At 53.0% G+C, this 13,974-nt stretch carries 15 protein-coding genes; all 15 read left to right on the top strand.

The window, feature by feature from the left end; all coding sequences use genetic code 11:
- The first annotated feature begins 11 nt into the window (after nucleotides 1-11).
- From OXG87_24060 to OXG87_23990, 15 genes are read left to right on the top strand one after another with little or no spacing between them, the layout of a single operon-like run.
- Nucleotides 12-1,016, top strand: coding sequence for a Gfo/Idh/MocA family oxidoreductase (locus OXG87_24060; GenBank protein MCY3872629.1), 1,005 nt, complete (start codon nucleotides 12-14; stop codon nucleotides 1,014-1,016).
- A gap of 11 nt (nucleotides 1,017-1,027) precedes the next feature.
- Nucleotides 1,028-1,723, top strand: a complete 696-nt coding sequence (locus tag OXG87_24055) for a haloacid dehalogenase type II (GenBank protein MCY3872628.1) — start codon at nucleotides 1,028-1,030, stop codon at nucleotides 1,721-1,723.
- 10 nt (nucleotides 1,724-1,733) lie between these two features.
- Nucleotides 1,734-2,879 carry a carboxylate-amine ligase gene (locus OXG87_24050; GenBank protein ID MCY3872627.1) on the top strand — a complete coding sequence of 382 codons (1,146 nt, stop codon included), beginning with the start codon at nucleotides 1,734-1,736 and terminating at the stop codon, nucleotides 2,877-2,879.
- A 13-nt stretch (nucleotides 2,880-2,892) separates the two neighbouring features.
- Nucleotides 2,893-4,290 (top strand): sulfatase, encoded by a 1,398-nt coding sequence (locus tag OXG87_24045; protein ID MCY3872626.1) that lies wholly within the window; start codon nucleotides 2,893-2,895, stop codon nucleotides 4,288-4,290.
- 24 nt (nucleotides 4,291-4,314) lie between these two features.
- Entirely contained in the window at nucleotides 4,315-4,857 is a 543-nt protein-coding gene (locus tag OXG87_24040) for a hypothetical protein (protein MCY3872625.1), read from the top strand.
- 18 nt (nucleotides 4,858-4,875) lie between these two features.
- Entirely contained in the window at nucleotides 4,876-5,730 is an 855-nt protein-coding gene (locus OXG87_24035) for a sugar phosphate isomerase/epimerase (protein MCY3872624.1), read from the top strand.
- 13 nt (nucleotides 5,731-5,743) lie between these two features.
- Nucleotides 5,744-6,982, top strand: a complete 1,239-nt coding sequence (gene argG / locus OXG87_24030) for an argininosuccinate synthase (protein ID MCY3872623.1) — start codon at nucleotides 5,744-5,746, stop codon at nucleotides 6,980-6,982.
- A gap of 10 nt (nucleotides 6,983-6,992) precedes the next feature.
- Nucleotides 6,993-8,402, top strand: a complete 1,410-nt coding sequence (gene argH / locus OXG87_24025; GenBank protein ID MCY3872622.1) for an argininosuccinate lyase — start codon at nucleotides 6,993-6,995, stop codon at nucleotides 8,400-8,402.
- A complete protein-coding gene (locus OXG87_24020; protein ID MCY3872621.1) occupies nucleotides 8,399-9,037 on the top strand; it encodes a hypothetical protein in 639 nt (212 codons plus the stop codon). The genes argH and OXG87_24020 overlap by 4 nt, the downstream gene beginning before the upstream one ends.
- A complete protein-coding gene (locus OXG87_24015; GenBank protein ID MCY3872620.1) occupies nucleotides 9,030-9,992 on the top strand; it encodes a hypothetical protein in 963 nt (320 codons plus the stop codon). The genes OXG87_24020 and OXG87_24015 overlap by 8 nt, the downstream gene beginning before the upstream one ends.
- Nucleotides 9,993-9,996: 4 nt before the next feature.
- Entirely contained in the window at nucleotides 9,997-10,509 is a 513-nt protein-coding gene (locus OXG87_24010) for a gamma carbonic anhydrase family protein (protein MCY3872619.1), read from the top strand.
- A 49-nt stretch (nucleotides 10,510-10,558) separates the two neighbouring features.
- Entirely contained in the window at nucleotides 10,559-11,161 is a 603-nt protein-coding gene (locus OXG87_24005) for a hypothetical protein (GenBank protein MCY3872618.1), read from the top strand.
- 9 nt (nucleotides 11,162-11,170) lie between these two features.
- Nucleotides 11,171-12,313, top strand: a complete 1,143-nt coding sequence (locus OXG87_24000; GenBank protein MCY3872617.1) for a hypothetical protein — start codon at nucleotides 11,171-11,173, stop codon at nucleotides 12,311-12,313.
- A gap of 18 nt (nucleotides 12,314-12,331) precedes the next feature.
- Nucleotides 12,332-12,592 (top strand): hypothetical protein, encoded by a 261-nt coding sequence (locus OXG87_23995; GenBank protein MCY3872616.1) that lies wholly within the window; start codon nucleotides 12,332-12,334, stop codon nucleotides 12,590-12,592.
- 41 nt (nucleotides 12,593-12,633) lie between these two features.
- Nucleotides 12,634-13,944 (top strand): aminomethyl transferase family protein, encoded by a 1,311-nt coding sequence (locus tag OXG87_23990; protein MCY3872615.1) that lies wholly within the window; start codon nucleotides 12,634-12,636, stop codon nucleotides 13,942-13,944.
- Nucleotides 13,945-13,974 lie beyond the last annotated feature (30 nt).

Here is a 13,974-nt window from a genome sequence, read left to right as displayed (position 1 = left end):
GGAGATACCACATGGCGTCCGACCAAACACTCAAAATAGGACTCGTAGGCTGTGGAGGGCTGGGATCGCGGCACGCCGCCAACGTAGAGAGCATAGAAGGCGTAGAACTCGTGGCAGTTTGCGATCAGGAACGGGCTTCGGCAGAGGCTTTGGTCGACAAACTCGCGTCCCAGCCAGCTATTTACGACAATCACCGAACCATGCTATCGGCGCAATCCCCAGACGCCGTACTGGTCGTAACACCCAATTTTGTACACAGTCCCATTACAGTCGATGCCGCCACAGCAGGCGCGCATGTATTTTGCGAAAAACCAATGGCACTCGCGGTAGAAGATTGCGACGCAATGATTGAAGCGGCTGATCAGGCCGGTGTCTTTTTAATGATCGGATATGTGCGGCGATTTCAAAACGCCTACCGCGAAATGAAACGATTGATCGATGAAGGGCAAATCGGCGAGATTCGCATGGCGCATACCGTGCGTTTGGGCACAGGAGCACCTGGAGGCGTGGCGGGATGGCAGTTGGATAAGGAGAGATACGGCGGGCTTTTTTCAATGCACAGCCACGAACTGGATCAACTGACCTGGATGGCTGGCGAAGTGTGCGCTGTTCAAGCTGTGATGCGATACGATGATGCGTCACATAACACCGTAGAGGAAAGTATCTTTATCAATTTGGAATTCAGTTCAGGTGCAATCGGATCCTTGAGCAGCAGCCGAATTTATCCGGGCGGAAGCTATGAACTGGGCGTGGCTGGCACTGAAGGCTCAGTAAAAATCACCAGCGGAACAGGCGCGCAACTCACACTCAACCGAATAGGCGAAAAATCCGAACACATGACTTATGAGAGGAACAACGGATTGCTGGAAGAAATGACCTATTTTTTAAACTGTATCCGAACAGGCGAACAACCGCAATCCAATGGCCACGACGGCAGACGCACCATTGCGATTTCCCTCGCCGCTCATGAATCTGCGCGCACAGGTAAAAAAGTAGAAGTACAGGGATATAGTTGACGGAGGCCTCAATGGCAAAATTCGAACAAGTACAGGCATTGACATTTGACCTATTTGGCACGATTTTGGATCTGGGCGGCAGCTTGACCCCATTTATCGCCGACATGTTGCGAGAGAAAGGTGCCGACACCACAGCAGAACAGTTCTGGCAGCAATGGCGTTATCGTCAACGCCTGGAACAATTTCAGGACACAATCATGATGCTCGGGCACGGAGGCTACCTGGAGACAGTGCGGCGGGCATTTGTATATGTACTCGCCCTGAATAAAATTGAAATGTCAAAAGAGGAAGTACAGACATTCCTCGCATGCTGGCAGGAATTATCGCCCTTTCCCGAAGTCAGAGCAGGACTGGAAAAATTGGCTGTGCGTTACAAACTCGTCGGACTATCCAACGGCGACCCCGCCTTTCTCGATCACCTGGCAAAAAACCGAATCCAGTGGAATTTCGACGACGTCATATCAGTAACGACAATGGGCGCATTCAAACCGCATCCCGCCGTATATCGCCGCGCCGCGCAAATCCTGGGACTGGAAGTGGGCGAATGCATGATGGTATCGGCCAACTCGTTTGACGTGGTAGGCGCTCGCGCCTGCGGTTTGCGAGGTGCTTATGTAAACCGCTATAACCTGCCCTACGAAGACTCCCCGTATCGCACAGATGTAACAGTCGCCGATTTTACAGAATTGGCCGAAGCAATCGCATAAAAGGCCCAATATGGATAAAGACCTCAAAATCACCCTCGGCGTCGAAGAAGAATTCTTTCTCGTTGACCCCAACACCCGCGACCTCGTTGCCGACCCCGACCCGGGTATCCTCGCCGTTTGCGAAAAGAACAGCGGACCGCACAAAGTAGTGACGGAATTTCTGCGCTCCCAAATAGAGACCAACACCCGCGTCTGCACATCGATAGCCGAAGTCCGCACGGCACTGATAGAGACCCGCCGAATAGTCATTGAAGGCGCTGCACAGTATGGTGCCGCATTGATAGCTGCCTCCACCCATCCCTTCGCGTCGTGGTCAGCACAGATGCCTACCCCTCAAAAGCGTTATGAGGAATTTGCAATCACGTATCAGGAATCCGTGCGGCGGTTGCTCATCGGGGGCATGCACATTCACGCCAGCTTCGGGAACCCAGAGGAACGCATCCGCGTCATGACCGCACTTCGCCGGTACTTGCCCCTGCTCCACGCACTATCCACCTCGTCGCCGTTCAGCGGCGGGAACCTCACCGGCTTCAAGTCCTATCGCCTGAACATCTTCAGTGCTCTCCCGCGCACCGGCCTTCCCGGGCCCCTGTACTCCCAGGCCGAATACGAGCAACTCGTAGAAGACTACCAGCGCCTGAACTTCATCGAAGACGGCAGCGAACTGTGGTGGGACATCCGCCCCGGCAACGCTTATCCAACAGTAGAAATACGCATCTGTGACACCTGTTCGCGCGTTGAAGACGCAGTATGCATAGTCGCACTCTACGCATCCCTCATCCGCATGCTGCTGCGACGGGCACGGGCAGGCACCCTGCCCCCTGAGCCACGCACCGAAATCATCGCCGAGAATCGCTGGCTTGCACAGCGCTACGGAGTATTTGCGTTCCTGGGTGATACGCGCGACGGCGGGCGCATGGATATCGACGACTACGCACGCGGACTAATTGAACAGTTAGACGAAGACGCACGCGCACTCGGCTGCGAAAACGAATTACACCGCGTATCCGAAATCATCCGCGACGGCAGCAGCGCTGACCGACAGGTTGACCATTTTCGCATCCGCTGCCTGGAAGGTGCTACAGAAATAGAGGCATTGCGCGCCGTAGTCGATCTCCTGATTGCCGAAACCCGAGAGGGAATTGATAAAGTCTGAGATAGAGGACCCCATGAAAAAAAACAAACCAAATGTATTATTCATTCTCGCAGACGACCTGGGCTGGCGCGATACATCGTTATACGGCAGTGCATTTTGCAAAACCCCAAACATCGACACCCTTGCCGAGCGCGGCATGATGTTTACCAATGCGTACGCCGCCAACCCGCTGTGTTCTCCCACCCGCGCGAGCATCATGACGGGATTGTGGCCTGCGCGCGTTGGCATTACAACGCCAGGATGCCATCTGGACCGCGTCGTACTAGAATCCTCTTTAAATGAAAAAGGACCACCGCATAACAAAGCTCTGATCGCCCAAAGCGTCACCCGCTTAAGCACAAAATACCAGACCCTATCATCGGTATTTCGCGACGCGGGATACAAAACCGCGCACATTGGGAAATGGCACCTGGGTGCAGAGCCTTATAGCCCGTTTGAACACGGATTCGACATCGACATCCCGCACACACCTGCCCCCAGCCCATTGGCCGATGGATGGTTTGCACCGTGGAAAGTCTATCCCAACAAGGGCGAACCGGGCGAGCACCTGGAAGACCGCATGGCACAAGAAGCCGTTGAATTTATTCGCGAAAACAAAGACACACCTTTTTATCTCCAATTCTGGCAATTTTCCGTACATTCTCCATGGCACGCCAAACAGGATGTAATAGAAAAATACGCGCAAAAAATCGATATCGAAGACCCTCAGCACAATCCCGTCTATGCAGCCATGGTTGAAACAATGGACGACGCAGTAGGGCAATTAATGGGAACGCTTGAGGAAGAGGGGATTTTAGACAATACCATCGTGATCTTCTTTTCCGACAACGGCGGAGTACACTGGAGCGCGACAGAACACGTCCATCCCGATTATATCGATGTACCCATCACAAGCAACGCGCCCCTGAGAGGCGGAAAGGCAAATACCTACGAAGGCGGCACCCGCGAACCGTTGATCATCGCGTGGCCCGGCCATATTGAAGCGAGTACCCGCAACGACCAGGCAATCGTACAGAGCATCGATTTCTTCCCCACCATGACCGAACTCTGCGGCCTCGACGCTCCCGAATCGGTTGACGGCATCAGTTTTGCACCCGCACTTCGCGGCGAAACCCTTGATCGGAACACCATTTTCTGTCACTTTCCGCACTATACGCCGGCAGCAGATGGCCTGCCATCGACTTATGTTCGCAAAGGCGATTGGAAACTCATCCGATTCTACTGCGACAACGACGACCAGACCGACCGCGTAGAACTCTACAATCTGGTGGAAGACATTGGCGAAACAAATAATCTGGCGGACGAATATCCCGACCGCGTATCTGAATTGAATGACCTTATCGACCAATTCCTGACAGACACCGGCGCTGTGATACCCACGCCCAACCCCGCATATCGACAAAATGGATAGACCTCAGTTATCCAGGAGGAGCACATGACTATTCAATACAACGGAATATTACGCGCACTCGTCGCCGCGGTCATACTCGCCGCGGTCAGCACGCTGGGCGATTTTCTGTGGGCGCACCACGCGATCAAACACCGCATGTTCACCGGCATCCTTCACGGCGCACTCTTGTGCCTCTGTTTGGGTGTTGTTCTCGGCTATGGCGGCAAAACGACACAAACGATCCTGTTGGGCGCACTCGGTGGCCTCGTCCTTGGCATATTATCCGCTGGTGGATATTACCTCTTGCGCCCGTTCATTCGCGCTAACGCAATAGTCGTCGCATGGATGGAACTGTGGATCCTTGCAGCCCTGCTCCACTGGTGGGTAAACACCATCTCCGAAAGCCTGAAACGCACATTGCTCCGGGGTATCCTGGCCGCCGTGACTTCTGGTCTCGCCTTCTTGATTTTAGGTATATGGACCAAACACGCGCTCGGCGGGCCGCATTATGTCTATAAGTTGCTTTCCTGGACCATTGCCTTTTTGCCCGGGTTTCTCGCACTATTTGTAACGCGGAAAACCGACTAACACCTGTGGAGGTCTCTTTTGGCCAAACTCGTCTGTCTAACACTGCCCTATGCAAACTATCCTCTCGAGCGAGGAATTGAAGGTGTTGCCCGCGCGGGATATTCCTATGTGGGTTTGGGCTGGTCGCACGAAGGCGAAGACACGCTCGGTTTTGATCCCGATGGGCCGCTTGTGCATCGCACAAAAACCCTGTGCGAACAAGCGGGTTTAACCCCTGTTGTAATCGGACTTGGATCCACCCCGGCAAGAGATAACGCGCGTTATCTTATGCGCAGAATTGATGTGTGCCAGGCACTTGGCGCCGAAACAATTCAGATGGGAGGTGCAGGCGGATATCGGCGGTTCCCCGATGAACCGCTCGCCCCCGAAGTCTTTCGTGCTGCCCACGAAGCCTATGTCGCAGACCTGCAAGAAGCGGGCACCTATGCGCAGGAACGAGACATTATCCTCGCACCCAAACCGCATACGGGCAATACCGCGACCGCAAAACATCTCGCCAGCCTTCTCCCCGAAATTGATCGGCCCTCGGTGCGAGCCTGTTACGACCCGGGAAATGTCCATTATTACGAAGGCATATCTCCCGAAGACGATTTTCCCCATATTGCAGACCAAACCTGTAAAATAATCGCCAAAGACCACATTGGTCCCAAAGCAGAAAACAACTTCCCCATTCCCGGCGAAGGGGATATAGATTTTGAACGCATCTTTGCCACGGCATTAGAAGCGGGCTTTGATGGCCCAGTGGTGGTCGAGCGCGTAAATGGCACGGGTGGCACTTTTACGGCTGAAGAAATCGACATTCGCATCCGACACGCACGCGAAAATGTGATAGATTTACTGAATAGTGCGGGCTTTTCTTTAGATGAGGGATGAAAAGGAAGGAACTATGACGCTTAATGAACTGCGCGGAAAAACAGTAGCACTTGCATCGTCGGGGGGATTGGACAGTTGCACCGTGACAAAATGGCTGGCTGACCGCGGCGTAAATGTCGTGAGTTTAACCGCCGATATTGGACAACCCGATGAGGAAAATATCGATGACATATCCAAACGCATGCTCGCCTGTGGCGCGCGTGAAGCCGTGCTGATCGACCTGAAAACCGATCTGGCAGAAGCGGGTATTGCAATGCTGATTGGACAAGCGCGTTACGAAGGCGGATATTGGAATACAACGGGCATCGCGCGATATGTCACCACGCGGGGATTATTGGAAGAAATGGACCGGCGCGATATCGACGTACTCGCGCACGGCGCAACCGGACGCGGCAACGACCAGGTGCGTTTTCAACTCGTTGCCAACATGCTCAAACCCAGCGTAACCGTATATGCCCCCTGGCGCGACCCCGCATTCCTCGACATATTTGGCGGGCGCAAAGAAATGATCGACTTTTGCAATGCATACAATTTGCCGATCACAGCGACGTATGAAAAACCCTATTCTACCGACGCCAACTTTCTGGGTCTCACACACGAAGCGGGCAAACTCGAATACCTCGACATAGCAGCCGATTTTATCGAACCGGGCATGGGCGTATTTCCCGAACAAGCACCAGATACACCCGAAACATTTAACGTCAGAATAGACGCGGGCCTCCCGGTGCAAATCAATGGTACGGATACCGATTCCGTAACCGCAATCCTGAAAGCCAATGAAATAGGCGGACGAAACGGCGTGGGCATCGGAATTCACACCGTGGAAAACCGCTTTGTCGGCATTAAATCGCGCGGCGTATATGAAAGCCCGGGGCTTTGCCTGCTCGGCGCGTGTTACGAGTTCTTGCTCCAACAAGTTCTGGACAGACGTGCGCGGAGATTTTACGATTCGATTTCTTCATCCCTCGCCGAACAAATCTACCAGGGATATTACTGCGATTTATCCACTCAAATGATGCAGGGCGCGCTCGCACCCGTAGCAAAGCTATTGACGGGTACAATCACAGTCGCCGCATATAAGGGCACGGTATTATTTCAATCATCGGAAAATGTGCCCCACTCTCTCTATTCCGAAGAAACCGCCTCAATGGAAGACATCGGCGACTACGACCACCGCGATTCCGAAGGCTTCCTAAACGTCCTCGGCGTCGGTGCAAAAGCCCAACACGCAGCGGGACAAAGTGCTTTGTAGGTACAACGCTATGAATGAATCATCGAAATCATCCGAAAAGCTCTGGGAAGGGCGATTTTCGGGATCGACTGAAAAACTAATGGAAAAATTCAATGCATCCATTGGTTTTGATCGGCGTCTGTACAAAATGGATATTGAAGGCAGCCGAGCGCACGCCCGCGCATTGGCTCGAATGGATGTCTTGACAAAACAGGAACTGGAACAGGTCCTCAAAGGTCTAAATCGTGTGGAGCGTGAACTCGACGCAGGCACCTTGCCATTGACGGATGATCTGGAAGACATACACACCGCAGTGGAAAAGCGCTTGACGGAACTGGTCGGCGATGCTGGCGCAAAAATTCACACGGGACGCAGCCGCAACGATCAAGTCGCCCTGGATGAGCGTCTATACTTGCGCGAAACAGTCGCCAACACCCTCGCGCAGATTGAGCGGTTAATGGGCGTAGTATTAGACATTGCCGAAGAACATCTCGATGTCCTGATGCCGGGATATACGCACGTCCAACAGGCACAACCGATCCGATTTTCGCATTATGCCATGGCCCTGTTCTGGATGTTGGCGCGCGACCACTCGCGCTTTGAAGACTGTTGGAAACGCGCCAATGCCATGCCCCTCGGATCGGGCGCATTAGCGGGAAGTGCGTATCCGGCCGATCGAGAATTTGTGCGCGAAGAACTGGGATTTGATCGCATCACGGAAAACAGCATAGATGCAGTCAGTGATCGCGATTATTTCCTCGAGTATTTATCGGCATCATCTATCTTGATGGCACACTTGAGCCGCTTTTGCGAAGATCTGATCATCTGGTCGTCTTCTGAATTTGGATTTGTCGAACTGGACGACGCCTTCAGCACCGGATCGAGCATGATGCCGCAAAAGAAGAACCCCGATTCACTGGAACTGGTACGCGGCAAAACCGGGCGTGTGTACGGCAACCTGATGTCTCTGCTCACCGCGATGAAAGGCGTGTCGCTGGCTTATGCCAAAGACATGCAAGAAGACAAAGAACCCGTCTTTGATACCGCAGAAACCGTACACATGTCTCTATCGGTCTTTGCGGGTGTATGGCAAACCATGAAAATCAAAGGCGAGCGGATGGCCGATGCAATAGATGGCACCATTTTAGCCACCGACCTGGCCGATTATCTCGTGCGAAAAGGCGTACCTTTTCGCAGGTGTCACCGCATCGTAGGAGAACTGGTAAAAACCGCTCTGGCGCGCGGACAAAAATTAGAAGAATTGGACCTGCCGACATTGCGCGCAGCATCTGAGGTATTCGACACCGATGTGCAAGCCGTATTGTCCGCAGAAGCCAGTACAGCACAGCGCAATCTGGATGGCGGAACAGGACGCGATTCTGTTTTGAGACAGATCGAAGCAGGACGGCGTTTGCTGACCGATGGAGAGGCATCTGGATGAAGCGTTTTTACGAGCAGGATGTGCGGCGTTTTTACGATTTGCTTCAACACAAATCAGACTTGGGCCTCACGCAACTCAATGTAATGGATGGCGAAAATCTGATTGGCGTGGGACTGTTTGACAACGAAGATGATTTTGTCTCTGAGTGTTCGCGCTACAATACACTGGGCCTTCTTCAAGCTGGCGTGAACCCCCGGTCATCACATCTTTTAGACAGCTACGGCGGGCTGCAAAATCGCATTCGCACGCTATTTAGCGACGTGGTATCCAAAGAGGATATTGCGTGTGTAACAGGTGTTGTCATAACGGAACCCGGGCAAATAACCGAAGCCGCACTGGCATATCAAAAAGATGTATCCGTGTTGGGAGATGGCGCGCTATTTTTCCCTATGGACAGGGAAATTTCGATAGAAAATGGACGGCCAAATCGCACGGCCAGACAAATTGCAGAATGGTTTTTGGGGGAAGCGACATTGTCCAGAATCGACCTGACCAGCATGGTTTCCGTGCCCGGCACATCAGACCCTGAAGGCACATGGTTTCACCCCCGTCTGCGGTTTCACAAGTACCGCCCGTATATTTTAGATGGCATTTTTGAGGCAATCTGTGGTGAGCGAGGAGAATTTCATGATTAAAAAATCGATTTCATTGATTACTGCGATGAGCTTTTTACTTTTTTCTATTTGCCCTGTTCGGGCAGCCGAAAGCGAAAAGGAAACGCAATACGACCGCGGAATTCACGAATTGGAAGATGATGGATGGGAAATAGTTGATGTGCGGCGCGTATCGGGCACACGCATCGTGTTAAGTCCCCGGGTGGGTCCTCAAATCGACTTGGAAGAAAGCAATCGCTACGCTTTATTTCAGGGAGCAACCGTTTATACTCAAAAAATAGATCTTCCGATCTTGCATCTGGGCGTAGCGGGATTTCAATTTGCCGAATTTATGAAGCGAGACAATGGCAAACTCGCCATTAAAATTCAATATCGATCAGGCCCTCGCATTGAAACGCGGCTGGTGAATGTGCAAAGTGAAAATAATCTGCGCCGCTTGAGAGAATACATCGAACATTTCGATGAAATCGTAAAGGGCGAATACACACTGACAGACTCCTCCAAAATAGACGAGACCTATCCGCAATATACCGAGGATGACATTTCTTTTGAAGAACGCAGGGTGCGTTTTCAAGTACAAACGCGCTTTCCCGGAATGGTCACCCTGAAGAATGGGCAACAAATCAAAGGCGAATTTTTGCCCGCCTATGAAGATAGTAACATTTTGATCGAGACGGATCTGCGCGTTCAAAAAGTCACTGTAGATGAAATTCACAAAGTGCATTTCTTTGGAGAACGCGGCTCAGTTGCGATGGAACGGGCAATTATACAGGGAATTGGAGGCGCCGCAATGGGCGCATTGACCGGGGCACTTGCCGCCTGGCAGACCAATGCCGACGTCAAAGAGACGACAATTTGGGCCGCTGCAATTTTTGGCATCTTTGGTTTTGTAAGCGGGCTGGTAACAGGTGCCAGAGCCACGCAAAGCGGCAAGACCTTCACACTGGGTCCTGTTGAGGGTGACAATCGGAGATAACCCAATGACAATTTTGCCCTATAAGGACAAAACCCCTCACATTGACCCGTCGGTTTATATCGCGCCCGGTGCTGTTGTCATTGGCGATGTGGTGATTGAAGCACACGCGAGCATCTGGTTCAATGCCGTGATTCGGGGCGATGTTGAACCCATTGTAATCGGCGAAGGCTCAAATATTCAGGACGGCACTGTCGTGCACACCGACCCGGGTTATCCCTGTAATGTCGGCAAAAATGTAACCGTGGGGCACAATGCGATCTTGCACGGTTGTCGAATAGAACAGGGCGTAACCATCGGAATGGGAGCAACTGTATTGACTGGCTCAGCAGTGGGTAAATCCGCGCTGGTGGCTGCCCACGCACTGGTATTAGAGGGAGCAGAGGTCGAGCCGCGCACACTTGTTGCCGGGGTGCCCGCCAAACCGCGTCGCACATTATCAGACGACGAAATCGCGCGTTTTTTAAACAATACCAGAAGATATCAGAAACGGCGTCTGCTTTATATGGGTAAGAGGTAAGATGCGAGATACCTAGCCCTCAGCTTTAACGCGCCTCAGGAGACCTTTTATGAAACGATGGCTTTTGTGTTTTGCACTGCTTGCGTTGTACACGGGATGTGGTTCATCCAATCCCGTGACACCCGCGCCCGAACCATCTGCTGAAGAAACGTATGACCACGTCACCGCGGATGAGGCCGATGCCTATGTCGCCGACATCCACCGGGTTTTTACATCTATTGACGTCTTTCTCTGGGAATACAGCGGCGTAACCACCGAGACCATTAATAACTTGATCCCGCTCTACTGGTCGCGGCAATTTTTAAGCAACATAATCGCGCGAATTCACGCCATTCAATCTACCTTGCACGACATGCGTCCCACAAATCCGTATCTGCTCAGATTGCACATCGAGGAATTTGAAGCCGCCTTTGTAGATTATCTCGATGGGGTCACTTTTCTGCAACAAAATATCGATTTTATCACGCCAGAAGTTATAAATGGCCTGAACATGCGCATGGGAGCGGGCAATGTACACATCATCCGCCTGCAGATCTTTCTGCGCGACCTGACCGGCCTACCAGTGAATTTCGGCGGCAGCCTCCCCGGAGATGGGCAGACCTTTGGCGGAGAAGTGGCGGGGAAGAATGAACACAAAACAAAAAGACAATAAAGGCATAACATGGGCAAGACCGCATATTTTAGATTATTCGGGCTGTTAATCCTGCTGTGCTCTGTGGGGCAGGCGGATGCGCTATCGCAGTTTGCATTGCTGACTGCAAATCGGTGTGTGAACTGTCACATCACCGCGCAGGGCGGGGCACAGCGGGACGAATTGGGACAGTACTCGATGGACGGCGTGGGATTGCTCGCACCCAATTACGTCTTGCCGGGCAAAACCGCTTATGCCGATGGCCTGGTACTCATGGGTGCGGATCTCCGCGGACAAATGGCGCGATCTCATACATCGCCAGAAGCCGAGCGCAAAGTATTCCCCATGCAAGTCGCCCTATACAGTGTTGTCCGCCCCTCAAACGCCCTGAAAATCGAAGGCTCTTATAATTTTGGTCCCGAAAAATACGCGGGACAGCGCGCGTGGACAGCATCGGCAATATATCAACCCAATTACAACTGGCCCGCATTGCGCGTCGGACATTTTCAGCCAACCATTGGCATGCGGTATGACGACCACACCATGCTCGTGCGGCAAACGCCCGACGTTGCCGGAGCCACATCGCTAATCGCGCCCAATTACGCAGAATACGGCGCAGAAGTACACTATTACAAAAAATTGTGGCTATCGCTAACCGCAGGCATTTATTCTGCCCGGGCACTCTCTGAAAATACCGTACAAGACGCCTCCTTGATCGAAAACCACGATAAACCCTCATACCTGGGGCGCATAGTATTGTGGCCCAGATTGGTCGAACAAAGAATAAATTTTTATCTGGGAGGATCGTGGCTCAAAAACGGCGACTTTTTGATGACAAATCTCTTTGCAGGCGTCGGATTACAGGACAAGATCGCCATCATGGCCGAATATGTCCTATCCGATAAGAAAGGCGTGCGCGAGGCAAAAACCGCCTCGGTCGATATCACGCTTCAAGCAATACCCGGACTGCTTTTGTTCGCACGAGGAGAAACCGGCGAAGTAACGCACATCCGCGCATCAGCGCGCTCTGTTGATCTGATGACGCGGCAGGCTGTACTTGGCATACAAATATTTCTAACACCGCAAATTGAATTGCGCCCCGAATATCGCATCCTAGACACAGAGACCTTTCGCTCATCGCGCTACGCGCTGCAATTGCACGTGTTTTATTAACACCTGTGTGGAGAACCCATGTGGAAAACCATCAGCGTAATCGCATTTATACTCGCGATAGGTATAGGTGCAAAGTGGATAATAGACGGCACTCAGATCTTCACGAAAAACAAGCAGCAAGTGGTCGTAGTAGATGAAATGTTTGGCACTGAAAGCATAGAGTGGAAAGAAGGATTCTGGTTGGGATTGGACATGGCGGGACCAACAGCGGGCGTATTGATCGCGGTGGGGATTTTGGGGTTGTACAAAAACAGGACACGAAGCCATTTTTCCCCATAGCCAGCCGGAGGCCCCGGTGCATTATCAAAAGGAGATTTTCCATGAACCGCCCTCGATCAGCTACTCAATGCACCAGCGTGGATCAGTCTGATCGGCGCGTGCCCATTAATCTCCGCCAGTCCGGTGCGACCCCGGTGGAAATGCTCATTTCCACCCGCGTCCGCAAATCTCCGTATTGGCACCTGTCAATGGAAGTCGGGTGCTGGCGTGCCACTGTGTACAACCGCATATATCACCCGCGCGGCTATGTGCGCCCGCAAGATGGCGGGGCTATGGTCGAATACGACGCACTGGTCAACCACGTCTCGCTGTGGAACGTGGCAGTCGAGCGCCAGATCCAGGTAAAGGGGCCAGACGCCGCCGCCTTTGTCAACTACGTCATCACCCGCGACGCCACCCTCATCAAACCGATGCACGGCAAATACGTCATCCTCTGCAACGAAGATGGCGGCATACTCAACGACCCCGTGCTGTTGCGCCTCGCCGAGGACGAGTACTGGTTTTCGCTGGCAGACAGCGACCTGGAACTGTGGTTGCGCGGTGTCAACGTGGGGCTGGGCTACGACGTGTCCATCGGCGAAATCGATGTGGCACCGGTGCAGATTCAAGGGCCGAAGTCCGAGGCATTGATGGTCGATCTGTTTGGCGAGCGCGTGCGCGATATTCCGTTTTATGGCTTGATGGAAGGGAAAGTGGCCGGACATCCAGTCGTGATTTCGCAAACCGGCTTTAGCGGCGAGAAGGGCTACGAAATTTACCTCAGAGACGCCACCCTGTACGCCGAAGACCTGTGGCACACGCTGCTCGAAATCGGCGAGCGACACCAACTGATGGTAATTGCCCCGGCTCATCACCGACGCATCGCTGCCGGCATCCTCTCCTGGGGTCAGGACATGGACCAGGAAACCCTGCCGTTCCAGTGCAACCTCAGCTACCAGGTGCCGCGCAAAAAGCAGGCCTCCTACATCGGCAAGCAAAAGCTCAACGAGGTACGGGCGGCCATCGAAGCCGGGAAACCTCCATTTCGCAATGTACTGGTCGGGATCACCTTCGGGGGAATGCCGGTGACAGACTATGCCCACGACTTCTGGCTAATCAGTGCCGCCGAAGGCGACGATCCGGTCGGCTACGTCACCTCGCCGTGGTTTTCGCCCGAGCTGGAAACCAACATCGCGCTGGCTTATGTACCCTGGAAAATGCGGGCCACCGGAACAGCCCTGCGCGTCCACCTCCCCCCTGAATACGGCGACTGCGCGGTGTCCGCCGAGGTCGTCGAGGTGCCCTTCCGCCCATCGGTAAACCCCAACATCCGCGAAGTGGCGCAGCGCAAAGGCCGCGATTACGTCAACTAACAGGATGCTCCAATCACCAGAGACAATAAT

The sequence above is a fragment of the Gemmatimonadota bacterium genome, from assembly GCA_026706845.1.
Taxonomy (GTDB): domain Bacteria; phylum Latescibacterota; class UBA2968; order UBA2968; family UBA2968; genus VXRD01.
The sequence above is the reverse complement of the archived record's forward strand: the minus strand, read 5'-3'. Positions and strand labels throughout refer to the sequence as shown.

What these genes read in the sequence shown, in the direction of transcription:
- OXG87_24060 (MCY3872629.1), top strand. Translation starts at nt 12, where the DNA reads ATGGCGTCCGACCAAACACTCAAAATAGGACTCGTAGGCTGTGGAGGG.
- OXG87_24055 (MCY3872628.1), top strand. Translation starts at nt 1,028, where the DNA reads ATGGCAAAATTCGAACAAGTACAGGCATTGACATTTGACCTATTTGGC.
- OXG87_24050 (MCY3872627.1), top strand. Translation starts at nt 1,734, where the DNA reads ATGGATAAAGACCTCAAAATCACCCTCGGCGTCGAAGAAGAATTCTTT.
- OXG87_24045 (MCY3872626.1), top strand. Translation starts at nt 2,893, where the DNA reads ATGAAAAAAAACAAACCAAATGTATTATTCATTCTCGCAGACGACCTG.
- OXG87_24040 (MCY3872625.1), top strand. Translation starts at nt 4,315, where the DNA reads ATGACTATTCAATACAACGGAATATTACGCGCACTCGTCGCCGCGGTC.
- argG (MCY3872623.1), top strand. Translation starts at nt 5,744, where the DNA reads ATGACGCTTAATGAACTGCGCGGAAAAACAGTAGCACTTGCATCGTCG.
- argH (MCY3872622.1), top strand. Translation starts at nt 6,993, where the DNA reads ATGAATGAATCATCGAAATCATCCGAAAAGCTCTGGGAAGGGCGATTT.
- OXG87_24020 (MCY3872621.1), top strand. Translation starts at nt 8,399, where the DNA reads ATGAAGCGTTTTTACGAGCAGGATGTGCGGCGTTTTTACGATTTGCTT.
- OXG87_24015 (MCY3872620.1), top strand. Translation starts at nt 9,030, where the DNA reads ATGATTAAAAAATCGATTTCATTGATTACTGCGATGAGCTTTTTACTT.
- OXG87_24010 (MCY3872619.1), top strand. Translation starts at nt 9,997, where the DNA reads ATGACAATTTTGCCCTATAAGGACAAAACCCCTCACATTGACCCGTCG.
- OXG87_24005 (MCY3872618.1), top strand. Translation starts at nt 10,559, where the DNA reads ATGAAACGATGGCTTTTGTGTTTTGCACTGCTTGCGTTGTACACGGGA.
- OXG87_24000 (MCY3872617.1), top strand. Translation starts at nt 11,171, where the DNA reads ATGGGCAAGACCGCATATTTTAGATTATTCGGGCTGTTAATCCTGCTG.
- OXG87_23995 (MCY3872616.1), top strand. Translation starts at nt 12,332, where the DNA reads ATGTGGAAAACCATCAGCGTAATCGCATTTATACTCGCGATAGGTATA.
- OXG87_23990 (MCY3872615.1), top strand. Translation starts at nt 12,634, where the DNA reads ATGAACCGCCCTCGATCAGCTACTCAATGCACCAGCGTGGATCAGTCT.